22 protein-coding genes are annotated in these 26,619 nt (G+C 71.0%); 10 read left to right on the top strand and 12 right to left on the bottom strand.

What is annotated here, in order from left to right:
- Positions 1-80: 80 nt before the first annotated feature.
- Together MWM08_RS25865 and MWM08_RS25860 are read left to right on the top strand one after the other, a co-directional pair.
- A complete protein-coding gene (locus tag MWM08_RS25865) occupies positions 81-1,106 on the top strand; it encodes an NAD-dependent epimerase/dehydratase family protein (RefSeq protein ID WP_244457342.1) in 1,026 nt (341 codons plus the stop codon).
- The gene (locus MWM08_RS25860; RefSeq protein WP_244457341.1) at positions 1,106-1,750 is read left to right on the top strand and encodes a TetR family transcriptional regulator; all 645 of its coding nucleotides are present in this window, start codon (positions 1,106-1,108) and stop codon (positions 1,748-1,750) included. The genes MWM08_RS25865 and MWM08_RS25860 overlap by 1 nt, the downstream gene beginning before the upstream one ends.
- Before the next feature lie 160 nt (positions 1,751-1,910).
- On the opposite strand, the gene MWM08_RS25855 is transcribed toward MWM08_RS25860, so the two are convergent.
- Positions 1,911-2,885 (bottom strand): Bug family tripartite tricarboxylate transporter substrate binding protein, encoded by a 975-nt coding sequence (locus MWM08_RS25855; protein ID WP_244457340.1) that lies wholly within the window; start codon positions 2,883-2,885, stop codon positions 1,911-1,913.
- Between the two features lie 193 nt (positions 2,886-3,078).
- Positions 3,079-3,663: a helix-turn-helix domain-containing protein gene (locus MWM08_RS25850; protein ID WP_244457339.1), complete on the bottom strand. Its 585-nt coding sequence runs from the start codon at positions 3,661-3,663 to the stop codon at positions 3,079-3,081.
- Between the two features lie 27 nt (positions 3,664-3,690).
- On the opposite strand from MWM08_RS25850, the gene MWM08_RS25845 reads away from it, so the two are divergent.
- Positions 3,691-3,912, top strand: a complete 222-nt coding sequence (locus MWM08_RS25845) for a hypothetical protein (protein WP_244457338.1) — start codon at positions 3,691-3,693, stop codon at positions 3,910-3,912.
- Positions 3,909-4,364, top strand: a complete 456-nt coding sequence (locus MWM08_RS25840; protein WP_244457337.1) for a GNAT family N-acetyltransferase — start codon at positions 3,909-3,911, stop codon at positions 4,362-4,364. The genes MWM08_RS25845 and MWM08_RS25840 overlap by 4 nt, the downstream gene beginning before the upstream one ends.
- Here the strand turns inward: MWM08_RS25840 and MWM08_RS25835 are convergent.
- From MWM08_RS25835 to MWM08_RS25825, 3 genes are read right to left on the bottom strand one after another with little or no spacing between them, the layout of a single operon-like run.
- Positions 4,355-4,768, bottom strand: coding sequence for an STY0301 family protein (locus tag MWM08_RS25835; RefSeq protein WP_244457336.1), 414 nt, complete (start codon positions 4,766-4,768; stop codon positions 4,355-4,357). The genes MWM08_RS25840 and MWM08_RS25835 overlap by 10 nt on opposite strands.
- A complete protein-coding gene (locus MWM08_RS25830; protein WP_244457335.1) occupies positions 4,768-5,475 on the bottom strand; it encodes a ribonuclease activity regulator RraA in 708 nt (235 codons plus the stop codon). The genes MWM08_RS25835 and MWM08_RS25830 overlap by 1 nt, the downstream gene beginning before the upstream one ends.
- A 7-nt stretch (positions 5,476-5,482) precedes the next feature.
- Positions 5,483-7,066: an ABC transporter substrate-binding protein gene (locus MWM08_RS25825; RefSeq protein ID WP_244457334.1), complete on the bottom strand. Its 1,584-nt coding sequence runs from the start codon at positions 7,064-7,066 to the stop codon at positions 5,483-5,485.
- 108 nt (positions 7,067-7,174) lie between these two features.
- Here MWM08_RS25825 and MWM08_RS25820 point away from each other — a divergent pair, with 108 nt between their 5' ends.
- Entirely contained in the window at positions 7,175-8,065 is an 891-nt protein-coding gene (locus MWM08_RS25820) for an LOG family protein (protein WP_244457333.1), read from the top strand.
- Here the strand turns inward: MWM08_RS25820 and MWM08_RS25815 are convergent.
- Positions 8,062-8,679 (bottom strand): non-canonical purine NTP pyrophosphatase, encoded by a 618-nt coding sequence (locus MWM08_RS25815; RefSeq protein ID WP_244457332.1) that lies wholly within the window; start codon positions 8,677-8,679, stop codon positions 8,062-8,064. The two genes, MWM08_RS25820 and MWM08_RS25815, sit on opposite strands and share 4 nt — an antisense overlap.
- Positions 8,676-9,392, bottom strand: a complete 717-nt coding sequence (gene rph, locus MWM08_RS25810; RefSeq protein WP_244457331.1) for a ribonuclease PH — start codon at positions 9,390-9,392, stop codon at positions 8,676-8,678. The genes MWM08_RS25815 and rph overlap by 4 nt, the downstream gene beginning before the upstream one ends.
- A 129-nt stretch (positions 9,393-9,521) precedes the next feature.
- Between rph and hrcA the strand changes: the two genes are divergently transcribed.
- Positions 9,522-10,595: a heat-inducible transcriptional repressor HrcA gene (gene hrcA, locus MWM08_RS25805; RefSeq protein ID WP_244457330.1), complete on the top strand. Its 1,074-nt coding sequence runs from the start codon at positions 9,522-9,524 to the stop codon at positions 10,593-10,595.
- Between the two features lie 90 nt (positions 10,596-10,685).
- On the opposite strand, the gene MWM08_RS25800 is transcribed toward hrcA, so the two are convergent.
- Together MWM08_RS25800 and mutS are read right to left on the bottom strand one after the other, a co-directional pair.
- Entirely contained in the window at positions 10,686-13,487 is a 2,802-nt protein-coding gene (locus MWM08_RS25800; RefSeq protein WP_423816000.1) for a [protein-PII] uridylyltransferase, read from the bottom strand.
- 15 nt (positions 13,488-13,502) lie between these two features.
- Entirely contained in the window at positions 13,503-16,232 is a 2,730-nt protein-coding gene (gene mutS / locus MWM08_RS25795; protein WP_244457329.1) for a DNA mismatch repair protein MutS, read from the bottom strand.
- 42 nt (positions 16,233-16,274) lie between these two features.
- Here mutS and MWM08_RS25790 point away from each other — a divergent pair, with 42 nt between their 5' ends.
- Together MWM08_RS25790 and MWM08_RS25785 are read left to right on the top strand one after the other, a co-directional pair.
- Complete coding sequence (locus MWM08_RS25790; protein WP_244457328.1) at positions 16,275-16,670, top strand: VOC family protein; 396 nt, start codon at positions 16,275-16,277, stop codon at positions 16,668-16,670.
- A gap of 188 nt (positions 16,671-16,858) precedes the next feature.
- On the top strand, positions 16,859-18,433 hold the full coding sequence (locus MWM08_RS25785) for an ABC transporter substrate-binding protein (RefSeq protein WP_244457327.1): 1,575 nt from the start codon (positions 16,859-16,861) through the stop codon (positions 18,431-18,433).
- On the opposite strand, the gene MWM08_RS25780 is transcribed toward MWM08_RS25785, so the two are convergent.
- Positions 18,434-19,966 (bottom strand): hypothetical protein, encoded by a 1,533-nt coding sequence (locus tag MWM08_RS25780; protein WP_244457326.1) that lies wholly within the window; start codon positions 19,964-19,966, stop codon positions 18,434-18,436.
- A gap of 175 nt (positions 19,967-20,141) precedes the next feature.
- Here MWM08_RS25780 and MWM08_RS25775 point away from each other — a divergent pair, with 175 nt between their 5' ends.
- Together MWM08_RS25775 and MWM08_RS25770 are read left to right on the top strand one after the other, a co-directional pair.
- On the top strand, positions 20,142-22,439 hold the full coding sequence (locus tag MWM08_RS25775) for an NADP-dependent malic enzyme (RefSeq protein WP_244457325.1): 2,298 nt from the start codon (positions 20,142-20,144) through the stop codon (positions 22,437-22,439).
- Positions 22,440-22,441: 2 nt separating this feature from the next.
- Positions 22,442-22,894, top strand: a complete 453-nt coding sequence (locus tag MWM08_RS25770) for a DUF488 domain-containing protein (protein WP_244457324.1) — start codon at positions 22,442-22,444, stop codon at positions 22,892-22,894.
- Here the strand turns inward: MWM08_RS25770 and MWM08_RS25765 are convergent.
- A complete protein-coding gene (locus MWM08_RS25765; RefSeq protein WP_244457323.1) occupies positions 22,875-24,617 on the bottom strand; it encodes an O-linked N-acetylglucosamine transferase, SPINDLY family protein in 1,743 nt (580 codons plus the stop codon). The genes MWM08_RS25770 and MWM08_RS25765 overlap by 20 nt on opposite strands.
- A 5-nt stretch (positions 24,618-24,622) precedes the next feature.
- The gene (locus MWM08_RS25760) at positions 24,623-26,602 is read right to left on the bottom strand and encodes an O-linked N-acetylglucosamine transferase, SPINDLY family protein (RefSeq protein WP_244457322.1); all 1,980 of its coding nucleotides are present in this window, start codon (positions 26,600-26,602) and stop codon (positions 24,623-24,625) included.
- Positions 26,603-26,619: the final 17 nt, after the last annotated feature.

The raw sequence follows: 26,619 nt of genomic DNA, 5'->3' as shown, positions 1-26,619 counted from the left end.
GCCCGCGTCGCGCCGGCAGGCGCGCCACTGATGGACAGCCCCCCGCCCCAGCGCGAGGATGCGCGCGGGGAGGAAACGCCGTGCAGGATTGGCCCACCACCATCGCCGACGAGGATTCGCTGGAGGAGGTGCTGTCGCGCCCCGATCCCGCGCTGGTGACGGACCTCGCTGCCGTGCCCGGGGACATCCTGGTGCTGGGAGCGGCGGGCAAGATGGGGCCGACGCTGTGCCGCCTGGCGAAGCGCGCCGACCCGTCGCGGCGCGTCATCGCGGTGGCGCGCTGGTCCGAGGAAGGGCTGCGCGCGCGCATGAAATCCTGGGGCATCGAATGCCTGGCCGCCGACCTCACCGACCGCGCGGCGCTGGCGGCGCTGCCCGATGCGCCCAATGTCGTGTTCATGGCGGCGCGCAAATTCGGCAGCACGGGCAACGAGGCACTGACCTGGGCGATGAACGTGCTGCTGCCGGCGATGGTGGCGGAACGCTGGGCTGCCTCGCGAATCGTGTTCTTTTCCACGGGCAACGTGCTGCCGCTGGTGCCCGTGGGCTCGGGCGGCGCCACCGAGGACACGCCGCCCTCGCCGATCGGCGACTACGCGGCATCCTGCCTGGGGCGCGAAAGGGTATTCCAGCACGCTGCGGCCTCGCGCGGCACGCCGTGCTTCGGCATCCGGCTGAACTACGCGATCGACCTGCGCTATGGCGTGCTGCACGACATCGCCTGCAAGGTCCGCGACGGCGTGCCGGTGCCGGTGACGATGGGCCATGCCAACGTGATCTGGCAGGGCGATGCGAATGCCTGGACGCTGCGCGCGCTGCGTCATGCGTCGACGGACTGCCCGATCCTGAATGTGACGGGACCGGAGACGGTGAGCGTGCGGCAGGTGGCAGGCGCATTCGCGCAGCGGCTGGGGCGCGACGCGATGTTCAACGGTAGCGAGGCGCCGGACGCACTGCTGTCCAACGCCGCGCGCGCCTTCGCGCTGTTCGGCTATCCGCGCGTGCCGCTGGCACGGATGCTCGACTGGGTGGCGGGCTGGGTCGCGCAGGGCGGCCGGTCGCTTGGCAAGGCGACCAAATTCGAAGTGCGGGACGGGCGCTTCTGATGGAAGGATCGGCGCGGCGGCCGCTCTCGGCCCGCGCCGCGGCGACGCGTCAGCGCATCCTCGATGCCGCGCTGGTGGAATTCGCCGCGCACGGCCTGGCAGGCGCGCGGGTGGACGAGATCGCCGTGCGGTCGGGTGCCAACAAGCGCATGCTCTATGCCCATTTCGGGTCGAAGGAGGAGCTTTGGCTGGTCGTGCTGGAGCACGCCTATGCCGCCAAGCGCGCGGAGGAGCGCGCGCTCGAGGTCGAGCATCTGCCGCCCGAGGAGGCCATGGCGCGGCTGGTGCGCTTCAACCTGCGCTACACCGCGGCGCATCCGGAATTCGTGGCACTGCTGAACCAGGAGAACATCCATCGCGCGGCGTATCTGAAGCGAAGTGCGGAAGTGCCGGCGATGTACTCGCCGCTGTTGGACAGCCTGCGCGTGGTGCTGACGCGCGGCGAGCAAGCCGGCCGGTTCCGGCGCGGCGTGGATGCGCTGCAGCTCTATGTGACGATGCTTGGGCTCGGACATTTCTGGGTGGCGAACCGGCACACGCTGTCCACCATCTTTGACGCGGACCTGGGCACCGAGGCAGCGCTGGCGGCGCGGGAAGCGCATGTGGTGGAGGTGGTGCTGGGGTATCTGCGGGAGTCTATTTGACGCAGTCAGGCGCCGGGCGCCGGCGTCTTTGAGCGCTCTCAATCGGCGGGCGCGGCCCATCCTGGCCGTTTGCCTTCGCGCCCCGCACTCGTCCGCTGGGCGCGGCTGACAGTCTGGGCGCGGGTCGCGCTGGGATCCGTTTTGTGCGCGCCGCGGCGCGTCAGTTCAGCTGAATGTCGAGCCGCCGCAGCAGCGGGCCCCATCGCTCCGCCTCGCGCGACAGGAAGGCCTGGAAGTCGGCGGGCGTGCCGCCGGCGGCCAGGATTCCCTCATTCAGCAGGCGTTCCTGCACCGTGGCGTCGGCGGTGGCGGCGGCACCGGCGGCGTTCAGCCGCGCGATCGCGGCGGGCGGCGTGCGCGCGGGCGCCAGCAGCCCGAACCAGGTCACCGCCACCAGGCCGGGATAGGACTCCGCAAAGGTCGGCTGCTCCGGCAGGTTGGGCAGGCGCGTCTCGCCGGTCCAGCCGATGATGCGCGCGCGGCCGGACCGCGCGGCCGCGAGGCCCGTGGCACCCCCAACCAGGATGGAATCGAGCGTGCCGGCCAGCAGGTCGTTCAACTGCGGCGCATCGCCGCGATAGCCGACATCCTGCCAGTCGAGCCCGATGCGGTCGGCGATCAGCGCGCCGGCGATGTGGTTGAAGGACCCGCGCCCGTTATGCCCCCAGGTCACCTTGCCCGGATTGGCGCGCACATGCGCGACGAAGCCGGCGATGGTGTCCGGGATGCCAGGCTTCACCGCGATGCAGAAGGGCAGCGTGGCCACGTGCACGACGGGCGCGAAATCCTCCGGCTTGTAGGGTAGGTTGCGGCCGATCAGCGGGTTGATGGTCAGCGTGGTGCCGGACGACATCAGCAGCGTGTGGCCATCGGGCGCGGCGCGCGCGGCGGCCTCGGCGCCGATCACGGTCTGTGCGCCGGGCTTGTTGTCGATCACCACGTTCTGGCCGAGCAGCGGGGCCATGCGCTCGGCCACCAGGCGCGCGGTCACGTCGGTGGACCCGCCCGGCGGGAAGGGGACGATGATGGTGACCGGGCGCGCGGGGCTCCATGCGCCCTGGGCCTCGAGGGTCCGCGGCGCAGCGAGTGCGGCGAACGGCGCGGCCACGAGGGCGCGGCGGCGGATGCGGGTCATGGTTGTTCCTCCCAGTATTGGCATCAGCGTGGCATCCGGGGCTGCGGCGTGGAAGCGCGATCTGCCGGCGCGGGCGAGCGGTGCGAGAGGCGGCCCGAGGTTGCCCGACCGTGCCACGCTCGCGCGGCAGCGGGACCGGCGTTTCGGTGGACCGAACCCCACCGACCGAGTGTGTCGGCGCGCTGTCGCGGCGCTACCGCCGCGACAGCGCCACCACGTAGCGGCACGGCTTGCCGCGCGACGGGTTGCGGAATGCGTGGCCCTTCGGGGCCTCAAGGTCGAAGGCGAGGCTGTCGCCCGCCTGCAGTAGCGCTTCATCGGCGCCTTCCTCGACCGCCAGGCGCCCGGCTATCACCCAGACCACTTGGCCGCGCAGGAATGCGAAGGAGGCCGCTGGATAGGCCACGCGGGTGCCGGGCGGGAGTTCGACCTCGACCAATTCGGGCTCGGCGCCGGGGGGCGACAGGGCGCGTCGGCGGTAACCCGTGTCGGGGTCGGTCCAGAGCGGCTGGGCATCGGCGCGGGCGATGCGCGAGGGGCCGGCATCGGCCTCGGCACGGGCCAGCAGGGTGGAGACAGTGAGGTGCAGCGCGCCGGACAGCCGGCCTAACAGGGCAGCGGTAGGGCTCGCTTCCGCGCGCTCGACCTTGCTGATCATGGCGCGGGAGACGCCCGAGGCGGCGGCAAGGTCGGCGATCGACCAGCCGCGGGCCTCGCGTTCGTGACGGATGCGCTGGGCGAGGAGCATGTCGAGCGGGGCTGCTGCATTGGTGGACATGTATCCAATATAGTGGATACTCCGGTCATGACCATGCCACCCCCACGCCGCCACAATGGTGGCCCGCCGCTCGATGACGAGGATGCCGGCGCCGGCTGGCGGTCCTTCTGCTGGCGCCGCGCGCATCGCCGCGCCTGGAAGACGCCGCCGCGCGAAATCGCGCTGCGGCGCCTCGCGCGCGCCGAGGAACTGGGCATGACCTATCGCGACTACACGCTCGAGATCCTCGAACGTGGGCGGCATCTGTGAGGATCGTCGAGGGCGGGCTGGAGGATGCGCGGGTGCAGGCGCTGATCGCGCTGCACCAGCGCCTGGCGCGGGAGGCGACGGCGGAAGGCTTCGCCTTCGCGCTGGATCTGTCCGGGCTGCGCGTGCCGGAGATCCGGTTCTTCAGTGCCTGGGAGGGCGAGGACCTGCTGGGCGTCGGCGCGTTGAAGCGCATGGCACCAGACCATGGCGAGGTGAAGTCGATGCACACCGCCCAGGCCGCACGTCGGCGCGGCGTGGGGGCCGCGCTGCTGCGCCATATCGTCGACCAGGCGCGCTTGGCCGGCATGACGCGGGTCAGCCTGGAGACCGGGACCAGCGCCTATTTCCAGGCGGCGGTGGCGCTGTATCTGGCGCAGGGCTTCGTGCCCTGCGGCCCCTTCGGTGACTACGCCGCCAGCAGCGAGAACCGCTTCCTGACGCTTCAGTTGTAGGTGATGAAGGTGCGCCCATCGGCGCGGTCGTGGTTGACCCGCACATGCGGCGGGAAGGGGCCGGTGAGCTGGCGGACCAGCACATGCGCGGTGGCCGCATAGACGCAGGACATCCAGACCGGACCTTCCACGGCGGGGAGGCCGTAGCGCATGCTGACCACCGTGCCGCGCCCGCTGCCGGCGACGGGTTCCACGAAGCGCCCTTCCGCCGGCGGGCCGGCATAGAAGCGGATGTCGATCAGCCGGTGCGGCATGTCGCGCTGGAAATGCTGCCAGCCGGCGGGGGCGGCGCCCTGGGTTGCATCGGTCACGGCGATGGTCTCGGGGCAGGCGGGCAATTCCTCCTGCCCGTTGGCCGGCGCCACGATGGTCAAGGCCAGGCCGATCACCGCGAGGCGCAGCATCAACGCCCGTGCTCCTTGCGCCAGGCCTCGTAGATCGGCCGGTTCGCTGCGTCCGTCATCGGGTACAGCCCGCGGATCGTGTGGCCGGCGGCGACGCGTTCCTGCACGAAATCCTCAAAGACCGTCTGCTCGAAGGCCTCGGCGGCGACATCGTCGGCGATGTGCGCGGGGATGCAGACGATACCCTCGCCATCACCCACCATGATGTCGCCGGGATGCACGCCGACGCCGGCGCAGGCGATCGGCACGTTCAAATCCACGCAATGGTGGTGAATGAGGTTGGTCGGCGCCGAGGGCGTGGCGTGATAGGCCGGCCAGCCCATCGCGCCGATCTCCGGGCTGTCGCGGAAGCCACCATCGGTGACTGCACCCGCCACGCCGCGCGCGCGAAGTCGGGTGATGAGGATCCCGCCGGCCGAGGCCGCGCGCGCGTCGCCGCGGCTGTCGATGACGAAGACCGCGCCGGGCGGGCATTCCTCGACGCCCTTGCGCTGCGGGTGCTCGGGGTCCTTGAAGACCTCGAGGTGATCGAGGTCCTCGCGCGCCGGGATGGTCCGCAGCGTATAGGCCGGGCCGACCATGTTCGGGGCGCCGTGCCCAACCGGATGCAGCGCCAGGAACACGTTGCGGAAGCCGCGCTTGAACAGGACCGTGGTGAGCGTCGCGGTGGAGACCTCCGCCAGCCGGGCCCGTGTTTCGTCCTTCATGCCACCCTCACTGCGCCGACTTCGAGATGTTCCAATAGACCGGCACGGGCGCCTCGAGAATCCCCTGCAGCCGCGCGTTGTAGCCGCGCACCAGCGCGAACTGGCCGAGCGGGACATAGGGCACCGTCTCGGTGGCGCGCTGGTGATAGGCCTCGGCGGCCTCACGTCGCTGGGCGTCGGTGGTGGCGGCCATGAATGCGTCGCGGATGCGCTCCATCTCGGCATCACAGGGCCAGCCGGGCAGTGCGGTGCGTTCGCAGGCGGACCGCAAGGCGTTGTGGCCGGAGGGGTCCATGCCATCGAGCCCGGTCGGCGCCGAGACGAACAGCCCCCAACCATTCTGGTTCGCCGGGTTGCGCGACAGGCGGCGCTGGATCAGCGTTGCCCAGTCCATCGCCTGCACATCCACGGTCAGCCCGGCACGACGCAGCATGTCGGCCGAGACCAGCGCGAAGGTGTGGCTGATGGTGGAATCCTGCGCGTCCAGCACCACCACCGGCGTGCCGTCATAGCCGCTCTCGGCCACCGCGCGGCGTGCCGCCTCGAAGTTTGGCACCACCCAACCGGCCGAGCTCCGATACGGCGAGGTGCAGGTGTAGAACGACCGGCAATCCTGCCACAGCGCCGGGTCGGTCATGTAGGCCGGCATGGCGTGGGCGGGGTCGATCAGCAACCGCATCGCCTGCCGCAGGCGGGGGTTGTCGAAGGGTGGCACCGCCTGGTTCATGCGGAAGATGGCCTGCACGCCGACACTGTCCTGCGGTCCCATCCGCAGCGCGCGGTTGCGCTGCACGACGGGAAACAGGTCGGGCGGGAGTTCCTCGAAGATGTCGATCTCGTGCGTCACCAGCGCGTTCAGCGCGGTTTGCGCGTCAGGCAAATACACCCATTCGACGCGCGCGATGCCGGCGCGCTTGCCGCCGGCCAAACCGTCCGGCGGTTCGGCGCGCGGGACATAGGCGTCATTGCGGCGGTAGGTGACGCGGTCCCCGATGCGCCAGTCTTCCCGTCGCAGGGAGAACGGGCCCGACCCGGTCGGGTCGCTGATCGGTTGCGTCGCCGGCGTGGCGGCAACGCGCGCGGGCATGATGAAGGGCGGCTGGCCCGACGGCTTGGACAGCGCCTGGAGCATCAACCCGAAGGGTTCGCGCAGCACGATGCGGAAGGTCCGCGCATCGACAGGTTCCATTGCGGTGGCGAGTGCCACGATCTGCTGGCCGAGCCCGTCGCGGACCGCCCACCGCTGTAGCGATGCGATCACGTCCGTCGTGGTGACCGGCGCGCCATCGTGGAAGTTCAGGCCCTCGCGCAGGGTGAAGGTCCAGGTGCGGCCATCCTCGCTGGTGGTCCAGCTCTCGACCATCTGAGGGCGGATTTCGAGCCGCGCGTTCAGCGCGAACAGCGTATCGTAGACCATGTAACCGTGGTTGCGGGCCATGTATTCGGGGCTGATGAAGGGGTCGATCGACCGCAAATCGCCGAACAGCTTCACCCGCAGCGCGTTGGGGTCGCCGCGCCCCTGCGCCAGCGCGCCAGGCGCCGTGGCGCCAAGGACAAGTGCGACGCCGAGCGCCGCCGCGATCCGCTTCATCTCGTGTTTCCTTCCCCGGCCCGGTTTCCGCCGTTGGCCGCGGTCAGGCTAGGATCGGACCGGTCGCGTCGCAACCGCAACGCTGAACCGGCCAGGACTGGAAACGCCATGCCCGACAACGGCGCGCAGAAGCGCTCCCGATCCTTCCTGCTGGCCATCGAGGACCAGGAGTTCCTGTTGCGCGACGAGATGCGGCCCTTTCGCTTCGGTATGGAATACGCGAAGGCGGAATACGCGCTGCGCGACTGGGGCGTGCGGTCTACCGTTGTGGTGTTCGGGTCGGCGCGCATCCCATCCCCCGAGCAGGCCGCCGCACTGGCCGCCAGCGCACGCACCGCGGCCGAGAAGCGCGCGGCGAAGACAGCCGCCGAGCGCGCCCGGATGTACGAGGACGCCCGTGCCTTCGCGCGCATCGTCTCGTTGCGCGGTGGCGCGCTGGCGGCAGGCGGCGCGCCGCGGGACAACGTGATCGCGACCGGCGGCGGGCCGGGCATCATGGAGGCGGCGAACCGTGGCGCGCACGAAGCGGGCGCGCCGTCCATCGGTTTCAACATCACCCTGCCGCACGAACAGGACCCCAATGCCTGGTCCACCCCGGCGCTGACCTTCCGGTTCCACTACTTTGCGATGCGCAAGATGCACCTGGCGATGCGCGCCAATGCGCTGGCGGTCTTCCCCGGCGGCTTCGGCACCTTCGACGAATTGTTCGAGCTGCTGACGCTGGTGCAGACGCACAAGGCCAGTCCACGGCCGATCGTACTGGTCGGGCGCAGCTTCTGGGAGCAGGCGGTGAACCTGCCGATGCTGGTCGAGCACGGGATGATCGACGCGCGCGACCTGTCCTTGTTCGAGATCGTGGACACGCCCGAGGAAGCCTGGGCGAGCCTGGTCCGACGAGGGCTCGAGGCGACCCCGCCGCCGCCCGCACCGACACCGGTGCCCGCACCGGTGCGACGGCGGCGCAAGGCGGGGGCGGAGCAGATGAAGGCGCCGGGCTAGGCCTCCGGCAGGCACGCCGCCGACAGCAGCGCAAACGCCCGCGCCCGGTGGCTGATGCGGTGCTTCTCCGCCGGGTCCATTTCGCCGAAGGTCTCGTCGCGGCTGTCGGGGACGAACATCGGGTCGTAGCCGAAGCCGTTAACGCCGCGCGGCGGCCAGGTCCAGTGGCCCATCGCGCGGCCCTCGAAGCCCTCGATGTGTCCGTCCGGCCAGGCCAGCACCAGCGCGCAGGAGAACCAGGCCGTGCGGTCCTCGAACTCCTGCGCGGCCTCCATCACCTTGCGCATGGCGTCGGCATAATCACGCGAACCATCGGGCTGCATCGCCCAATCCGCCGTGCGCACGCCGGGCGCGCCGGCCAGCGCAGCGACCGAAAAGCCGGAATCATCCGACAGCGCGGGCAGCCCGGCGGCGCGCGCGGCCGCCAGGGCCTTGATGGCGGCGTTACCCAGGAAGCTCTCCTCCGTCTCCTCCGGCTCAGGCAGGTTCAGCGCACCGGCCGACACCGTCTCGATGCCATGGGGAGCCAGAAGTGCGGCGACTTCCAGCAACTTGCCGGCATTGTGCGTGGCGATGACGATGCGTTCGCCGCGGGCCAGGCGCCGGTGGCTCACAGCCCCGCGGCCTCGCGCTGCTTGGCGAAGAGTTCCGCGGTGCCGGCGCGCGCCAGGCCGAGCAGCGCCATCAGTTCGGCGTCGGAGAACGGCGCGCCTTCCGCGGTGCCCTGCACCTCCACGATGCCGCCCGCGCCGGTCAGCACGAAGTTCGCATCCGCATCCGCCTTGCTGTCCTCGGCATAGTCGAGGTCCAGCACCGGCACCTGCTGGAACACCCCGCAGGACACGGCGGCGACCTGATCCTTCAGCGGATTGCGCGTCATGATGTTCATGCGCCGGCAGTGCTCGAAAGCGAGGTGCAGCGCCACCCAGGCGCCGGTGATGGACGCGCAGCGCGTGCCGCCATCGGCGGTCAGCACGTCGCAGTCGATGGTGACGGTCATCTCGCCCATCGCCTTCATGTCGGTCACGGCGCGCAGGCTGCGGCCGATCAGCCGCTGGATTTCCTGCGTGCGGCCGGATTGCTTGCCGCGCGCGGCTTCGCGGTCGCCGCGCGTATGCGTCGCACGGGGCAGCATGCCGTATTCGGCGGTGACCCAGCCCTGGCCCTGGCCGCGCAGGAAGGGCGGCACGCGGCCTTCCACGCTGGCGGTGCACAGCACTTCCGTCACGCCCATGCGGATCAGGCAGGACCCCTCGGCATGGCGGGCGAAGCCGGGTTGCAGGCTGACGGGACGCAGCGCGGCGGGGTCGCGGCCGGAGGGGCGCATCGGGGGGTTTTCCTTGGGGCGTGAGGCCGCGGAAAATGGCGGTGTGGCCGGGCTGCGTCCAGTCCCGCGTTGACGGGGGTCAAACCCCTCCCTAGCGTCCCCATATACACCCCACAGATTGGCCGAGAGATGGGACCCACGCCCAAGCTCCCTCCCGGCCCGGCCGGGGCAACCCTGGCGGGCCTCGACAACCGCAGCGCGCTCATCCTCCGCGAGCTGGTGGAGACCTATGTCGCGACGGGCGAGCCCGTCGGCTCCCGCACGCTGTCGCGGCGCCTGCCGCTGGGCCTGTCGCCCGCCACCATCCGCAATGCCATGGCGGACCTCGAGGATGCCGGGCTGCTCTATGCGCCGCATACCTCGGCCGGACGGCTGCCCACCGAACGCGGGCTGCGCCTGTTCGTCGATGGCTTGCTGGAATTCGGCGCCCTGGGTGAGGAAGAACGCGACGCGATCTCCGCCCGCTGCGCGGCCTCCGGCCGGTCCTTGCAGGACACGCTGGGCGAGGCGGGGCAGATGCTGTCGGGCCTGGCCGGCGCGGCGGGGCTGGTCGTGGCGCCCACATCCGAAGGCACTCTGCGGCACATCGAGTTCGTGGCGCTCGGCCCGGGCCGCGCGCTGGTGGTGCTGGTGCATGCCGATGGCCAGGTCGAGAACCGCGTCATCGAGGTACCGCCCGGCCTGCCACCCTCCGCCCTGCAGCAGGCGTCGAACTACCTGAATGCGCGGCTGACGGGGCGCACCATCGAGGAAGCGCGCGGCGTCATCGCCGGCGAGATCGCGACGAACCGCACCGCGCTCGATGCCCTGACGCAACAGGTGATCGAGGCAGGCCTGGGCACCTGGACCGGCGGGCAGACCGGGTCGCTGATCGTGCGCGGCCAGGCGCGGCTGCTCGAGACCATCGACCAGGCGGCGCGCGTTGGCGAGATCCAGAAGCTGTTCGAACGCCTGGAACAGCAGGAGACGATGCTGCGGCTGCTCGAACTCGCGCAGCGCGGCGAGGGCGTGCAGATCTTCATTGGCGCCGAGAGCGGGCTGTTCGACAGCGCGGGGCTGTCGATGGTGGTCGCACCCTTCCGCAACGGAGCCGAACGCATCGTGGGCGCGATCGGGGTGATCGGCCCGACGCGGATCAACTACGGGCGGGTGATCCCGGTGGTGGATTACACGGCGCGGGTGATCGGGCGGTTGTTGGGGTAGGGCGGATCCCGATCAGACGGACTGCTTTGATTGGGTGAAGATGCGCGTGAAGGCAGCGACCTGGAGGCGTTGCGGGCCACTTGGGCGGCGCTAGGCAGTGACCCGCCGCGCGGCATCGCCCGGCGCATCCACCAACTCCAGCGCCTTCTCCAGCGCGCGGCGCAGCCCGACCAGCTTGCGTTCGTTCTCCACCTTCAGCCCGAAAACATCCTTCACGTAGAAGACGTCGACCGCCCGCACGCCATAGGTGGTGATGTGCGCGGAGGCGATCTGCAGCCCCTGGTCGCTGATCGCCGCCGTCACGTCGTGCAGCAGGCCGGGGCGGTCGCGGCCATTTACCTCGATGACGGTGAAGCTGTTGGACGCATGGTTGTCGATCACCACGCGCGGCGGCACGGTCACCGCGCGCAGCCGGGCCGGTTCGCGCTTCAGCTTGCGGATTTCCTCGCGCAGCTTCAGCCGGCCTGACAGCGCCTGTTCCACCAGTACCGAAAGCCGCGCCAGGCGGTGCGGCGCCTCGAAGGCGCCGCCCTGCGCGTCTTGCACCCAGAAGGTGTCCAGCGCCATGCCATCCGTCATGGTGTGGATGCGCGCGTCGACGATGGTGGCACCCGCCACCGCCAGCGCACCGGCGATCTTGCTGAACAGGCCCGGATGGTCCGTGCAGTAGACGGTCACCTCCGTCACCGCGCGGGATTCCAGCACACGGGTGCGCACCGTCAGGGGCGCCTTCTCCTCCTTCGCCTCCTGGATCATGGCGGCGTGCCGCGCATGCGTCTCGGGGTCGAAGGACAGCCAGTAGCCGGGGTAGCCGAGCTCGAGGAAGACATCGACCTCCGGCTTCGGCCGGTCGGCCAGCAGAAGTGCGGCGGCTTCCTTGGCCCGCGCCACGCGCACGTCGCGTTCGGGCACCGACAAGCCGCCGGCCAGGACCTCCGCAACGCGCCAGTACAATTCGCGCAGCAGCGTCGCCTTCCAGCCGTTCCACACCTTGGGGCCGACCGCGCGCATGTCGGCAACCGTAAGGACCAGCAGCAGGCGCAGGCGCTCGGGCGACTGCACGACCTCCGCGATGTCGAGGATCGTCTTCGGGTCCTCGATGTCGCGCTTGAACGCCGTCTGGCTGATCAGCAAATGGTGCAGCACCAGCCAGGAGACCGTCTCGGTTTCCTCCGGCGTGAGGCCCAGGAGCGGGCAGATGGTCTGCGCAAGCTGCGCGCCCAACTCGCTGTGGTCGCCGCCACGCCCCTTGGCGATGTCGTGCAGCAGCATGGCCACGTAAAGCGCGCGGCGGGATTGCAGCTGGCCGATCAGTTCCGAGGCGACCGGTGCCACCTCGTTCAATTCGCCGCGTTCCAAGGCCGCCAGCACGCCCACCGTCTCGATGGTGTGCTCGTCCACCGTGAAGACGTGATAGGTGTCGAACTGCATCAGCCCCACGATGCGCTGCCAGTCAGGCAAGAGGCGGGAGATGAGGCCGGCCTCGTTCAGCATGCGCAGCCAGGTGCCGGGATCGCGGCCCGACAGGATGTCGAGGAACTCCGCACTGGCGTCCGGCTGGCCCCGCAGGCGGGCCACGTGGCGCGCATGGCGCACGATGGCGCGGAAGGCCAGCGGATGGATGTCCAGCCCGCGGTCACGCGCCATGCGGAAGATGCGCAGCATCAGCACAGGGTCGATCGTGAAATCGTGCCCGGGCGCGGCGATGATCTTGCCGTCCGCCAATGCGAAGCCCGCTTCCGTTAGCGCCTTGTCCGAGGCCGGCACCACCGCCGGCGGACCCAGCGCCGCGCGCTCGATCGCCGGTTCCAGGATGCGCGTGAAGCGCGCCACGTCGCGCACGGTCAGGAAGAAGTGCTTCATGAACCGCTCGACCCCGTCCTGCAGGCCGTGGCGGGTATAGCCCATCCGGGCACCCACCACCGGTTGCAGGTCGAAGGTCAGGCGTTCCTCGGCGCGGCCGGTGACGATGTGCAGGTGGAAGCGCACGGTCCAGAAGAAGTCCCAGGCGCGGCGGATGGCGCGGGCTTCCTCGGGCAGCAGCAGGCCACCACCCGGGGTATGTGCGCCGACCAGCTCGGGCATGCGCTGCACGTTGAAGGCGTAGCGCGCCAGCCAGTACAGCGTCTGCAGGTCGCGCAGCCCGCCGCGGCCTTCCTTCACATGGGGTTCGACCATGAAGGGGCTCTCGCCGTAGCGGGCGTGGCGCTGCTGGCGCTCGGCGCGCTTGGCGGTCAGGAAGGGGCGCAGGCCCCATTCGGCGCGGGTCTTGCGGAAGGCGTCCTCGAAACGGCGGAACACCGCGTCCTCGCCGGCGACGTGGCGGGCATCGAGCAGCGCGGTCAGCACCGTGGCGTCGCCCTTGGCGTCCACCATGCAGTCCCCGCGCGACCGCGTGGCGTGGCCGACCTTCAGGCCGAGGTCCCACAGCAGGTACAGCATGAATTCGACCGACTGCTTCCCGCGCGAGCCCATGCCGGCATCCGTGAGGAACAGCAGGTCGATGTCGGAGAACGGGGCCAGCACGCCGCGCCCGTAGCCGCCGGTCGCGACCAGCGCCCAGGGTTTCTCCCCCGGCGCGGGCGGCAGCGTGGCTTCCGTGTAGGCGTGAATGCCGACCATGACCGTGTCGGTCAGCGCGGCCAGCCAGCGGGCGGCGGCCAAGCCCGAGAGCTCATGCGCCTCGAAGGCCTGCTGCACGCGGTTCTGCACACGGCCGAGGTGGCGGCGCAACAGGGTCACCGCCTCGTCGCGCGGCACCGGGCGGCCGCCGGGCATCAGGTCCGCGACCAGGCCGGCGAGCACGACCGGGGGTTCGCCCGCGGCAGCGGCCTGACGCGGGGCGCGCTCCAGGGGTCCGGCTTCGGCTCCGGCGTCGTCGAATGAGCTCATCGTCCGGCAGACTACCTATTCCGGGGCAGGCGCAACAGACTCCTCCAGGAGGGATTTCAGGCGGTAGAGCGCGTCGAGCGCGTCTCGCGGGCTGAGCGTATCGGCGTCCAGTTCTGCCAGTGCCGCCAAGGCAGGGTGTCCGGGCGCGGCCGGCGGCGCCGCGGCGCGGGCGAACAGCGGCAGTTCCTCGCTGAGCGGATCGAGGCCGCGCGCGCGGGCCTCCAGCGCGCGCAGCACCTCCTGTGCGCGGGCCAGGACAGGGCGGGGCACGCCGGCGAGGCGAGCGACATGCACGCCCCAGGATCGTTCCGCGGCGCCGGGGCCGACGCGGTGCTCGAACACCACCTCGCCCTTCCATTCCCGCACCTGCATGGCCGCTGGCACCAGTTCGGGCAGCTTGCCGGCGAGCGCGGTCAATTCATGGAAATGGGTGGCGAAGATGGTGCGGCAGCGGATCCGGTCGTGCAGCGCCTCGAGCACCGCCCACGCGATCGCCAGGCCATCCCAGGTCGAGGTGCCACGCCCGACCTCGTCCAGCACCACCAGGGAGCGCGCGGTGGCCTGGTTCAGGATGGCGGCGGTCTCGGCCATCTCGACCATGAAGGTGGAGCGGCCCCCGGCGATGTCGTCCGCCGCGCCGACGCGCGAGAACAGCCGATCGACCAACCCCAGCCGTGCGCTCTCGGCCGGCACGAACAGCCCCGCCTGGGCCAGAATGACCAGCAGCGCGTTCTGCCGCAGGAAGGTGGATTTGCCGGCCATGTTGGGTCCGGTGAGCAGGCACAGCCGCCGCCCGGCCGACAGGTCGGCATCATTCGGCACGAAGGCAGGGCCACGGGCGCGGGCGAGCGCGGCCTCCACCACAGGATGGCGCGCCGCGACCACGGCGAAGTCGGCGCGGTCGGTGATGTCGGGGCGGCACCAGCGGCCATCGGCGGCGAGCTCGGCCGCGGCGGCATGCACGTCGATCTCGGCCATGGCCGCGGCGGCGGCGGCGATGTCCGGGCCGGCGGCCAGACACAGCCGGCGCAGATGCTGGGCGATGAAGCGTTCGCGCTTGCCGGCCTGCTCGCCCGCTTCGGCCACGCGGCGGTCCAGTTCGGCCAACGCCGTGCAGGTGAAGCGCATGGCATTCGCCATGGTCTGGCGATGCACCGGGGCCTGCGGGCCGTCCTTCGGCGCTTCGCGCAGCAGGCGTTCGCCGGCAGCGGCGGGGACCTCGGCCAGGAAGCCGAATTGCTGGTGGTGGCGGATCTTGAGGCTGGCGACGCCCCAGGCCTGTGCCAGGTCCATCTGGAGCGCGGCGATCGCCTCCCGCGCGCCGGCGGACAGCCGCTTCAGCGCATCCAGTTCGCCATCATAGCCTGGGGCGACAAGGCCCCCATCGTCCAGCCGCGCCGGCAGCGGGTCGGCCAGGGCGCGCAGCAGTTCGGCGCGCGGGCTGCCGGGCGGGACCAGCGCGGCGCGCGCGGCCGCCAGCAGCGGCGGGATCGGCGGGATGGCCTGCGCGTCGTCGAGCGCCGCGGCCATCACCTCGGCGCGCGCCAGACCATCGCGGATAGCGCCGAGGTCGCGCGGGGCGAAGCGGTCGAGCGACAGGCGCGCCAGCGCGCGGGCCATGTCCGGCGCGCCCTTCAGCGCGGCGCGCAGGGCGCCACGCAGCGCAGCGGCGCCATGCAGGAAGCCGACCGCATCGTGGCGCGCGGTGATGGGTGCGAGGTCCGCCAGCGGTGCCGCGAGCCGCGCGGCGAGTTCGCGCGCGCCCGCCGCGGTCACGGTGCGATCCACCGCGGCCAGCAGGGAATGGCGTGCCTCGCCGCGTTCGCTGCGCAGGATCTCGAGGCTGCGACGCGTCGCGCCGTCCATCTGCAGCAGGCCCTGCCCGCCGGAGGGCACCGGCGGGGACAGGCGCGGCAACGCACCGGCCTGGGTGAGGCGTACATAGTCCACCGCCATGGCGGCGGCGGCGATTTCCTCCGGCGCGAAGGTGCCGAAGCCATCGAGGGTGGCGACGGCGAAGGCCTCGCTCACGCGGCGCAGCGCATCGCGTGGGGGTTCGACATGGGCGATGCGTTCGGCCAGCGGCGCCAGCGCGGGCGTGCGGGCAAGCGCCTCGGGCGCCAGGATTTCCGCCGGTTCCAGCCGTGCGACCAGGGCGGGAAGGTCGGCCTCGGGCAGGGACTGCGTGCCGAAGGCGCCGGTCGTCACGTCCACCCAGGCGGCGCCCAGACGGTCGCCAACCGGCGCGAGCGCCAACAACCAGGCGGGGCGCGAGGCATCCAGCAGCGAGTCCTCGGTGACCGTGCCCGGGGTGACCACGCGCACCACTTCGCGCCGGATAGTCGGGGCCTTGCGGCGCTTCGCTTCTTCCGGCGTCTCCATCTGGTCGCAGATCGCCACCCGGAAGCCCTGGCGGATCAGGCGCGCCAGATAGACCTCGTGCGCATGCGCCGGCACGCCGCACATCGGAACTTTCTCGCCGCGATGTTCGCCCCGGTAGGACAGCGCGATGTCGATGGCGGCCGACGCCGCCTCGGCATCGCCGAAGAACAATTCGTAGAAGTCGCCCATGCGGAAGAAGACCAGCGCATCCGGATGCGCGGCCTTGGCGACGAACCACTGGGCCAGCGCCGGAGTCGCGCCATCGGCAAGCGGTGTTCGGAACGCGCCTGCCCCGCGCGGGGCGTCGGGCGTGCCGGACGCGTCTGGATTCCGCTTGCTCTCCGGGGCCGGGGCGCCTGTCATGTCCTGGCTCTAGACCGGAAAACGGCAGGAAGGGAGGGTGTCATGCAACTGGACGGCCTGGATCATGCAAACCTGCGCTGCCGCCCGCAGGATCTGCCGGCGGCGCTGACGTTCTACCGCGACCTGCTGGGGCTGACGGAAGGCCCGCGCCCGGCCTTCGATTTCCCGGGGCATTGGCTCTATGCCGGCGGGCGGCCGGTGCTGCACCTGGCGGCGCGCGAGACGGTGGGGCCGCCGGAAGGCCCCGCCGCCGGCGTGTCCTTCGAACACATCGCGTTCCGCGCCCGCGGCCTGGCCGCCACGCGCGCCATGCTGGCCGAGCGCAGCATTCCCTTTGCGGAGGCACCGCTGCCCGGCTTCCCGCTGCATCAGCTCTTCCTGACCGACCCTTTCGGATTGCGGGTGGAGCTGACGTTCGACATGGCGGCCGAGGGCTGAACGCCCGTTCGGGAGGGCGCGAAACCGCTCATCCTGCGGCGCGGCGCCGGCCCGCCTCCCGCCCCCGAGCCACCCCACGAGGGGGGCGAGCGGGCCGGTGCCGACATTCACGAACGGTCCTGACGCGCCGCGTGGAAACATCCTAGCCTGCAGGCATGGCGCCACAGACGCCGCAAGGAGGAAGCCCCATGATCCAACGCCGCTCACTGCTTGCCGCCGGCGCCGCGCTGACCGCGGCCCCCGCCGTCGCGCAGAACACCCGCGCCACCACGCTGCGCTTCGTGCCGCAGGCCAACCTCAGCGTGCTCGACCCGATCTTCACCACCGCCACCGTCACCGGCAACCACGGCTACTACGTGTACGACACGCTGTATGGCGTGGATGCGCGCCTCGCGCCCAAGCCGCAGATGGTGGAAGGCCACGAGACGTCGTCCGATGGCCTGACCTGGAGGTTCCGCCTGCGCGAAGGCCTGCGCTTCCACGACGGCGCGCCGGTGCGCTCGGCGGACTGCATCGCCTCGATCAAGCGCTGGTGCGCGCGCGAGCCCTTCGGGCAGTTGCTGGCACGGGTGGTGGATGAATGGTCGGCCACCGACGACCGCAACTTCCAGGTGCGGCTGAAGCGTGCCTTCCCGCTGCTGCTCGATGCGCTGGCCAAGCCCGATTCCTCGACGCTGTTCATCATGCCCGAGCGGATCGCGGCCACCGATCCGGGCCGCGCGGTGACCGAGGTTGTCGGCTCCGGCCCCTTCCGCTTCGTCGCCGCCGAATACAATTCCGGCTCGCGCGTGGTGTACGAGAAGTTCGACGCCTATGTGCCGCGCAGCGAGGCGCCGTCCTGGACGTCGGGCGGCAAGGTCGCGCATTTCCGCCGCATCGAATGGCACATCCTGCCCGACCCCGCGACCGCCGCCGCCGCGCTGCAGAATGGCGAGGTCGATTGGTGGGAACGCCCGCACCCGGACCTGGGTCCGCTGCTGGCGCGCGCGCGCGACGTGCGGCGCGAAGTGACCGACCCGCTCGGGCGCCTCGCGGTGATGCGCATGAACTGCCTGCACCCGCCCTTCGACAACGTCGCGATCCGCCGCGCCGTGCGCCTGTCGGTGCTGCAGGAGGACTACATGCGCGCCTCCCGCGGGGATGAGCGCACCGACTGGGACATCAACCGCAGCCTCTGGCCCCGCGGCACGCCCTACAACGCCGACGAGGGCGCGGCGATGATGCCGGGCGACCTCGATCGCGCGCGGGCGGCCCTGCGCGAAGCCGGCTATGCCAACCAGCGCGCCGTCATCATCAACCCAACCGACTTCCCGGATATCGGGCCACTCGGCCAGGTCTCGGCCGACAGGCTGAAGCGCATCGGGATGAACATCGACCTGGCCGAGAGCGACTGGGGCACCGTGGTGCAACGGCGCAACAACCGCGAACCGGTGGACCGTGGCGGCTGGTCGATGCTGCATACGACCGGCGGCGCCACCGCCTGGGCCAATCCCGCGCTGTCCTTCCTGGTACGCGGCCAGGGGCTGCAGGGCTGGTTCGGCTGGTGGTCCAGCCCGCGCGCGGAGGAATTGGCGGAAGCCTGGCTGTTCTCCACCGATCCCGAACGCCAGAAGGCGCTCGCCGGCGAATTGGGCCGCCATGCGCTGGAGGACGCGGCCTTCCTGCCGCTCGGCCAGTTCCGCATCCGCACGGCGTTCCGGCGCGACCTCACGGGCATGCTGGAAGGATCCTCGCCCTATCCGTGGAACCTGCGGCGGGGGTGATCAGCGTGGTGCCGGGTGGCGCACCAGGCACCAGTGCTCCTCCTCCGGCGGGCGAGGACCGCAGCCGGGCCACCAGGCGGCGCGGCAGATGCGGTTTGCGGGCGTGAACCACTCGGCACTGGCAGTGCAGGACTGCCAGTGCCGCGGCGTGGTCGCTTGGTTCGACAGGTGCACGATGTCGAGCCAGGCCGCGCCGGCCTCCTCGAGCGTCGGCATCAGGTCGCTGAACCATTCCCAGCGCAGCGGCCGCGCGGGGCGCGCCAGTGCGATGGCGCCACGCCCGACCGCGCGGCGATAGCCCTTCAGGAAGTGCGATTCCAGCCGCACCCCGAAAGGACCGGCCTGGGCACCGATGATGAGCTCGGCAACCGTCATGTCGCATTCGTCAGGCAACACCAGCGCGGTGGGGAAGGCGAAGGGCTGGCCGAGGAAGGTGCCGCCGCGCGCGAACAGGTCGATCTCGAAAAAGTAGCCGACCGATCGCATGCGCGTCGCGACGGCCGCCAGGTGCGCGGCCTCCTGCCCCGGCGGGATGCGCGCCCAGTGCGCGGCGATGGTCGACCAGACCTGCGCGGCGGCGGCGTGGCCCGGGTCGGTCGCGGCCCAGTGGCGTTCCATCGCCGGGGAGAAGCCGCGGCCGCCGCCTTCCCGCGCACGACTGATGGCCCGCACCAGCGTCTCCTGCGCGCCGGAGGCCCCCCAGGAGACCACGTGCACCAGGCTATGCGGCGCGCCTCGCGCATCAAGCAGCGACTGCACCAAGTGCCCCACGCCCTGCGCGGAGAGCCCACCCTGGCTCTGGCCGGTGACGAAGACCTCGCCGCGCGTCGCGTAGTCCACCGCCTCGCGCACCATGCGCAGCGCGCCGTTCGAAAGCACCTGCGCGCGCCCCATGGTGAGGCCCGAGGCCCAGCCGCGCAGGTCGGTGCGTTCGAACACATGCGTGCCGGCGATGGCGTAGATGCGGTGCGGTTGCCGTGCCGCGCGCCCGCGCGCCTCCAGCACCAGTGCGGCGAAGCCGCTATGCGCGTCGGCATGCAGGCCGACCACGTCGTAATCCGCCAATACGGGGTCGGGGTCAGCCGGTTCGAGGCGCGGCGCGCCGTCGGGCCCGTCGTCGCGGATGTCGTAGGCGCGGTCTGCGGCGACCACGGTCGCGGCATCGACACGCCACAGCGCCGGGATACGCGAGCGGCGGTCCTGCAGGATGGCGGCGCCGTCGATCTCGGGCAGGTAGGTGACCGGCGGCGCGCCGTTGGGCAGCGCCAGGTCGCGGACGTCGCGCAGGTGCAGTTCGACCCGGACCTGGCGCGACGCGCCCGAGACCGTGGCGCGCACGCCATGATACGCCAGGATGTCGCGCGCATAGGGCAATGCGCGCACGACCGAAAGCCGCAGGTCGCGCACCGCTTCGCGTGCCGAGACGGCGTTGCAGCGCGCGATCTGGGCCGGGTCGGCGGGCTCGGGCTGGGCCACGGCCGGGCCGGCCAGCAGCGCCAGGGCCGCCACCAAGAGCCCGGCCGAACGCTTCATCCGCAAGGCCCTCCCGGCGCGATCCCCCGGCGCTTCAATGCGCGGCAAGCGGAACCGTGGCATGGCCTCCGCCCGGCCGGCTACCGCGCCTGCGAAGCCGGGGGGTCGCAAGGGGCGCGCTGCGGGGCCATGATGTGCGTTCGCACCAGCTGCGCCCCGGGGAAGATCTGCGACCATGGATGACGTGAAGCCACCAGCGGAAGACACGCGCACCGCCCGCGTCACCGGGGAGGAGGCGCTCGCGATGCATGCGGAAGGGCGGCCGGGCAAGCTCGAGATCCGCCTCACCAAGCCGCTGGTCACTGCGCGCGACCTGTCGCTGGCCTATTCGCCGGGCGTGGCGGAACCCTGCCTGCACATCCATCGCGACCCGAAGCTCGCGTATGACTACACGGCGAAGGGGAATTTCGTGGCCGTCATCAGCAACGGCACGGCGGTGCTGGGGCTGGGAAATCTGGGTGCGCTGGCGTCCAAGCCGGTGATGGAAGGCAAGGCGGCGCTGTTCAAGCGCTTCGCGGATGTCGATTCGATCGACCTGTGCGTCGACACCGAGGACGTGGACGCCTTCGTCAATTCCATCCGCTACCTCGGCCCGTCCTTCGGCGGCATCAACCTCGAGGACATCAAGGCGCCGGAATGCTTCGTGATCGAGCAGCGCCTGCGCGAACTGATGGACATCCCGGTCTTTCATGACGACCAGCATGGCACCGCGATCGTGGCAGCAGCGGGGCTGATCAACGCCATCCATCTGACGGGCCGCGACATCAAGACCACGCGGCTGGTCATCAATGGCGCCGGCGCGGCCTCCATCGCCTGCGCCGAGCTGGTCAAGGCCATGGGCATGCGGCCCGAGAACGTGATCCTGTGCGACACCAAGGGCGTGATCTACCGCGGCCGCACAGAGGGCATGAACCAGTGGAAGTCCGCGCATGCGACATCCACGCCCGCGCGCACCCTGATGCAGGCGCTGGATGGGGCCGACGTGTTCTTCGGGCTGTCGGTGAAGGGCGCGCTGACGCCCGAGATGCTGCGCGCCATGGCGCCGAAGCCGATCCTGTTCGCCATGGCGAATCCCGATCCCGAGATCACGCCCGATGAAGCCCGTGCCGCGCGGCCGGACTGCATCATCGCGACCGGCCGGTCGGACTATCCCAACCAGGTCAACAACGTGCTGGGCTTCCCCTTCATCTTCCGCGGGGCGCTCGATGTGCGCGCATCCACCATCAATGACGCGATGAAGATCGCAGCGGCCGAAGCGCTCGCCATGCTGGCGCGCGAGGACGTGCCCGAGGAAGTGGCCGGGGCGGGTGCCGGCCTGGCGCTGCGCTTCGGGCCCGAATACATCATCCCCAACGCCTTCGACCCGCGGCTGATCTCGCGCGTGTCGCCCGCCGTGGCGAAGGCCGCCATCGACAGCGGCGTGGCCCGCCGCCCGCTGGTGGACCTGCAGCGCTATGCGCGGGACCTGGCGACGCGGCTGGATGCCACTGCCGGCGCGATGGAAGCCATCAGCGAGAGCGTGCGGCAGAATCCACGCCGCGTGGTGTTCGCCGAGGGCGAGGAGGAAAAGGTCATCCGCGCCGCGATCGCCTACCGCAATGCCGGCTTCGGCACGCCGGTCCTGGTCGGGCGCGAGGACCGCATCGCCGCGATCACGAGCGCCATCGGGATCCCGCTGCCGGAGGGGATCGAGATCCACAACGCGCGGCTGTCGGATTCCAACCGGCGCTACGCGGAATTCCTGTATGCCAAGCGCCAGCGCGACGGCTTCCTGCTGCGCGACTGCCAGCGCCTGGTGAACCAGGACCGCAACGTCTTCGGCGCCTGCATGGTGGCGATGGGCGATGCGGACGCGATCGTGACGGGGTCTACGCGATCGTATTCGGTGGCGCTGGAGGGCATCTCCATGGCGATCGACCCGGTGCCCGGCCGCGTGGTGTTCGGCGTATCGATCGTGGTGTCGCGCCGCGCGGGCACGGTGCTGGTGGCGGATACCGCCATCCATGAACGCCCGGATGCCGAGACGCTGGCCGGCATCGCGCGCGGGTCGGCCGCGGCGGCACGCCGGCTGGGGCTGGAGCCGCGCGTGGCCTTCCTGTCCTTTTCGACCTTCGGCGATCCGCGGGGGACGATCCCGGGTTCCATCCGCGATGCCGTGCGCCTGCTGTCCGAGAAAGGCGCGGATTTCGAATTCGACGGCGAGATGTCGGCCGATGTGGCGCTCGACCCCGGCCTGCGCGCCACGCTGTATCCCTTCTGCAGGCTGACCGGGCCGGCGAATGTGCTGGTGATGCCTGGGATGCACGCGGCGCACATCCTGACCAAGGCGGTGCCGAAACTGACCGGCGCGACGGTGATCGGCCCGCTGCTGACCGGCATGACGCATTCCGCGCAGATCGTGCCGATGCAGGCGGGGGTGAACCAGATGCTGGATGTCGCGTGCCTCGCCGCGCATGCGGCGGTGAAGCGCTAGGCATGGCGGCGCCGATCAGCACGATCGGCTACGAGGGTGCGACACCCGACGCGCTGGTCGCGGCCTTGCGCGACGCAGGCATCGAGACGCTGGTGGATGTCCGCGCGCTGGCGAACAGCCGCCGGCCGGGCTTCGCCAAGCGCGCTCTCTCGGCCGCGCTGGAGCAGGCCGGCATCGGCTACCTGCACTTGCGTGCGCTGGGCACGCCCGCGGAAGGCCGCGCGGCGGTGCGCGCCGGCAAGCCCGCGGTGATGCGCCGCGTATTCGCCGCGCACCTGGCCGGCGACGAGCCGCAGGCGGCGCTGGCGAACCTGTCGGACCTGGCGCGGCGGCAGCGTGTGTGCGTGCTGTGCCTGGAAGCGGATCCCGCGACCTGCCACCGCACGCTGGTAGCCGAGGCGGTGGGGCTGCCGGTGGTGCACCTGCGGCCCGGCGTCAAAGCCGGATCGCGCTGAGCGCCGCCTCCATCCGCCGCGTGAAGGCTTCCGCATTGCCGCCACTGCGCAGCCAGGCGCCACCGGACAGCGCGGCGCGCGCGGCAGACAGCGCGGCAGGATCGCGCCCGTAGCGCAGCGCGGCCGCCACGTAGTCGTCGAGCGTGGTGGCGACACCCTCGGTCAGCCCTGCCGCGGTCAGCAGGCTGGCCGCCATGCGCGACGCGAAGGACCGCCCGGCCAGGGTGACGATCGGCAGCCCCATGCGCAGCGCATCGGACGCCACCGTGCCGGCATTGTAGGGAAAGGTATCCAGGAACACGTCGGCGCAGCCGAGCCGTGCAAGATAGCGCTGCGGGTCGCAGCGGGAGGCGAACAGGATGCGATCGGGCGCGATGCCGGCGGCCTGCGCTGCGGCGCGCAGGTTGGCGATGCCCGTCGCGTTGTCATCGGTCATCCACAGCAGCGCCTTCGGCAACCCGTGCAGGATGCGCATCCAGGCGGCGAACACATCCGGCGTGATCTTGTAGAAGTTGTTGAAGCAGGCGAGCACGAAGGCGTCGTCGGGCAGGCCTTCATCGGTGCGGCTGGCCGGCGCGGGCGGTGGCGCACTATCGTCATTCGCCTGGTACAGGCCATCGAGCGGCAGCGGGCGCGGCGCGTAGTGATCCGCCTGGTCGGCCGGCACCACCACGCTGTCGCAGATCATCCAGTCGAGTTCGGGGATCGGCACCGGGCCGACATAGCCGAGGTAGGTCGCCTGCACCGGCGCGGGCTTCCAGCGCAGCGCAGCCAGGCGCGCGCCACGCGTAAGTCCATTGAGGTCCACCAGGACGTCGATCTCGTCGGCGCGGATTCGGCGCGCGGCGGCTTCGTCGGACAGGTGGCCGATCGGAACGTGGTGGTCGAAGGCGGAGACGATGCGGCGGCGCAGGTCGGAACGGTCTTCGTCGGTCGAGCAGTAGCCGTAGATGTCGAAGCGGCTGCGGTCGTGGCGTTCGAGCAGGCCGGCGATCAGGAAGCCCATGGCGTGGCGGCAGAAATCCGACGACAGGTAGCCCACGCGGATGCGCGCGTGGCGGTAGCCCTGCACAGGGGCCAGGCGCTCCGGCGCGGCAGGCACCTTGCGGTCGATCCAGGCGGTGGCGATGCGCCGCTGCAGGGCCGGGTCATCGGTCAGCGCGAGCGCGCCGAGCGGCCCGCCCAGCAGCGCCAGCGCATCGGGCGTGAGGCCCGGTATACCGCCACCATCGAGCGGCCACATGCAGCCCTTCTGACGCAGGTGCGACCAGTGCTGCACCACATCGGGCTGCCGCGGGTCGATCAGCAGGCTGGCCCGCAGCGCGCGCTCGGCGCCGGCGTAGTCCTTGCGTGTCTCCAGCAGGCGGCCCTGGTGGTTGAGCAGGGGCAGGCGTGCCTCGTTGGGCTGCAACGCGCCAGACCACAACGCGAGCGCTTCGTCGGCGCGGCCTTCCGCTTCCAATGCCAGGCCCAGGTTCACCTGCGCCTGGTGCAGGTCGGGCTTGAGCGAAAGCGCCTGGCGATAGGCGATCATGGCCGCGGCGCGATCGCCGGACTGCGCGAGGACGACGCCAAGATTGAACCAGGCCGCGAAGCGCTGCGGGGAGGACGGGTTCTCCGCCAGCCAGGCATTGTAGGCGGCGATGGCGGCGGCCGGTGCGGCGCCCTCGATGCGCGGCAGCAGGATCTCCAGTGGTTCGCCGGTGGTGTCGAGCGGCGCCATGGCGTTCAGCCCGCGGCCGGGTGGTAGCGCGCATCGCGCGGCAGCGGTGCGTACGCATGCCGTCGCGCAACCGCTTCGCGCCAGCGGTCGTCCAGCGTGGAGTCGAAGCTGGCTTCCACGCCGTCATGGTCCATGGCCGCCCCGCATTCCAGGTAGGCATCGAGGTTGGTGAGATCCGGCTGCGGCAGGCGACCCTGCGCGAAGTCGTCCCACATGCCGCGGAACAGCGCTTCCAGGTCGCGCACCAGACGCGGCGTGTCGAACAGCAGCGCCTTACCGCGGCCTTCGACCAGCCTCGCGCGGAACGGCGCCAGCGCAGCACGGTCGCGACCGAAGGCGATGGCGCGAGCGACGTAGTCCTCCGCGCGGTCGCAGACGAAATCCGGCAGCCCGGCGGCCTGCACGAGCGAGGCACAGACCCGCGCCGCGAAGGACCGCCCCGGGACGGTCAGCACCGGAACGCCCATCCAGAGCGCATCCGACGCCGTGGTGTGCGCGCCATAGGGCAGCGTATCGAGGAACAGGTCGACCAGAGCGTAGCGCGCCAGGTGCGCGCGGTTGCCCATGATGGGCGCGAAGACGATGCGCTCGGGCGTCACACCCGCGGCCGCGGCCTGGGCGCGCAGCCGGGCCTCGACCTCGTCGCAGGATTTCAGCAACCACAGGACGCTGCCGGGTGCGCCGCGCAGGATCGCCATCCAGCGGCCGAAGACGAAGGGCGTGATCTTCTGCGTGCCGTTTAAGGAACAGAAGACCGTCGCGTCCTCGGGCAAGCCGTGTTCGGCACGGGTCGGCGCGCGGGTGTCGCCCATCGGGCGCGCGCGGTCGTTTGGCTGGTAGCAGGCCAGGCGCGCGACGCGCTCGGAATAGAACTGTTCGTGACCCAGCGGAATGATGGTGGGGTCCGCGATGATGTAGTGGTGGTAGGGGCTGCCCATGCTGCCCGGAAAGCCCAGCCAGTTGACGATGATCGGCGCGGGCCGGCGCGCCAGAAGCCGTGTGCGTGCGCTGCGCGTATGACCGTTCACGTCCACCAGGATATCCACGCCATCGGCCAGCATCAGCGCCTCGGCCGCGTCGTCGTCCATCGGCGTGATGTCACGCCAGTGTTCGACCGAATCGCGAATGCGCGCCTTGGTCGCGTCCTCCTGCGGGACGCCGCAGTAGTAGGCTAAAACCTCGACCTGCGAGCGGTCGTGAAGGGCGAACATCCCGGCCATAAGCGAACCGATGGCGTGTTCGCGCAGGTCGGACGACAGGTAGCCCACGCGCAGCCGGCGGCCCGGCACCTGGCCGATGCGGTCGGCGAAATCCGCCGTGACGCGGAAGCGATCCGGTGTGCCGTGGTCCTTCGCCACATGCGCGTGCGCGACGGCCAGTTGCATCATCGGGTCGTCGGCATGACACGCGATGGACAGCGGCGCGATCTGGCGCAGCAGCGCGGCGCGATCATGCCCCGCCAGCGGCTGCAGCAGCGGCCACTGGCATTGCCGCTGACGCAGGCTGATCCAGTGCTGCACCACGTCGCGCTGCCAGGGCATGAGCTCCGCCACCTGGCGCAGCGTGTCCTCGGCTTCCGACAGGCGGCGCGCGCCTTCCAGCATCTGCGCCATCTGCTTCAGCGCCGTGGCTTTCCACGTGATGCTGTCGCCATTCAGCGCCGCCAGGCTGCCCGTGACATGCGACCAATGCCCGAAGGCCTGCGCGCCGGCGCCCAGTCGTTCATAGGCCGCACCCAGGTTGATGTAGGGCGGCAAGAAATCCGGCTTGCGACGGATGGCGGCGGAGAAGGCCTCAACCGCGCCATGCGTATCCCCCAGGCCGGCCAACAATACGCCGCGGTTGAACTCCGCAGCGTGCAGCAGCGGGTCGTCGGGGTTCAGCGCCACCCAGTCGCGGTACAATTCCGCGGCCATGGCCACCTGCCCCCGGGTGGCCAGCGCCTGCGCGCTGCCCACCAGCTCGGCAATGCCCATTCTGGCCATGCCGTCGTCTCCCTCTG

Origin of the sequence: Roseomonas fluvialis (assembly GCF_022846615.1) — a bacterium.
GTDB classification, from domain to species: domain Bacteria; phylum Pseudomonadota; class Alphaproteobacteria; order Acetobacterales; family Acetobacteraceae; genus Neoroseomonas; species Neoroseomonas fluvialis.
This window is presented reverse-complemented; position numbering and strand designations above follow the sequence as displayed.

What these genes read in the sequence shown, in the direction of transcription:
- MWM08_RS25860 (WP_244457341.1), top strand. Translation starts at nt 1,106, where the DNA reads ATGGAAGGATCGGCGCGGCGGCCGCTCTCGGCCCGCGCCGCGGCGACG.
- MWM08_RS25855 (WP_244457340.1), bottom strand. Translation starts at nt 2,885, where the DNA reads ATGACCCGCATCCGCCGCCGCGCCCTCGTGGCCGCGCCGTTCGCCGCA.
- MWM08_RS25850 (WP_244457339.1), bottom strand. Translation starts at nt 3,663, where the DNA reads ATGTCCACCAATGCAGCAGCCCCGCTCGACATGCTCCTCGCCCAGCGC.
- MWM08_RS25845 (WP_244457338.1), top strand. Translation starts at nt 3,691, where the DNA reads ATGACCATGCCACCCCCACGCCGCCACAATGGTGGCCCGCCGCTCGAT.
- MWM08_RS25835 (WP_244457336.1), bottom strand. Translation starts at nt 4,768, where the DNA reads ATGCTGCGCCTCGCGGTGATCGGCCTGGCCTTGACCATCGTGGCGCCG.
- MWM08_RS25830 (WP_244457335.1), bottom strand. Translation starts at nt 5,475, where the DNA reads ATGAAGGACGAAACACGGGCCCGGCTGGCGGAGGTCTCCACCGCGACG.
- MWM08_RS25825 (WP_244457334.1), bottom strand. Translation starts at nt 7,066, where the DNA reads ATGAAGCGGATCGCGGCGGCGCTCGGCGTCGCACTTGTCCTTGGCGCC.
- MWM08_RS25820 (WP_244457333.1), top strand. Translation starts at nt 7,175, where the DNA reads ATGCCCGACAACGGCGCGCAGAAGCGCTCCCGATCCTTCCTGCTGGCC.
- rph (WP_244457331.1), bottom strand. Translation starts at nt 9,392, where the DNA reads ATGCGCCCCTCCGGCCGCGACCCCGCCGCGCTGCGTCCCGTCAGCCTG.
- hrcA (WP_244457330.1), top strand. Translation starts at nt 9,522, where the DNA reads ATGGGACCCACGCCCAAGCTCCCTCCCGGCCCGGCCGGGGCAACCCTG.
- MWM08_RS25800 (WP_423816000.1), bottom strand. Translation starts at nt 13,487, where the DNA reads ATGAGCTCATTCGACGACGCCGGAGCCGAAGCCGGACCCCTGGAGCGC.
- mutS (WP_244457329.1), bottom strand. Translation starts at nt 16,232, where the DNA reads ATGACAGGCGCCCCGGCCCCGGAGAGCAAGCGGAATCCAGACGCGTCC.
- MWM08_RS25790 (WP_244457328.1), top strand. Translation starts at nt 16,275, where the DNA reads ATGCAACTGGACGGCCTGGATCATGCAAACCTGCGCTGCCGCCCGCAG.
- MWM08_RS25785 (WP_244457327.1), top strand. Translation starts at nt 16,859, where the DNA reads ATGATCCAACGCCGCTCACTGCTTGCCGCCGGCGCCGCGCTGACCGCG.
- MWM08_RS25780 (WP_244457326.1), bottom strand. Translation starts at nt 19,966, where the DNA reads ATGAAGCGTTCGGCCGGGCTCTTGGTGGCGGCCCTGGCGCTGCTGGCC.
- MWM08_RS25775 (WP_244457325.1), top strand. Translation starts at nt 20,142, where the DNA reads ATGGATGACGTGAAGCCACCAGCGGAAGACACGCGCACCGCCCGCGTC.
- MWM08_RS25770 (WP_244457324.1), top strand. Translation starts at nt 22,442, where the DNA reads ATGGCGGCGCCGATCAGCACGATCGGCTACGAGGGTGCGACACCCGAC.
- MWM08_RS25765 (WP_244457323.1), bottom strand. Translation starts at nt 24,617, where the DNA reads ATGGCGCCGCTCGACACCACCGGCGAACCACTGGAGATCCTGCTGCCG.
- MWM08_RS25760 (WP_244457322.1), bottom strand. Translation starts at nt 26,602, where the DNA reads ATGGCCAGAATGGGCATTGCCGAGCTGGTGGGCAGCGCGCAGGCGCTG.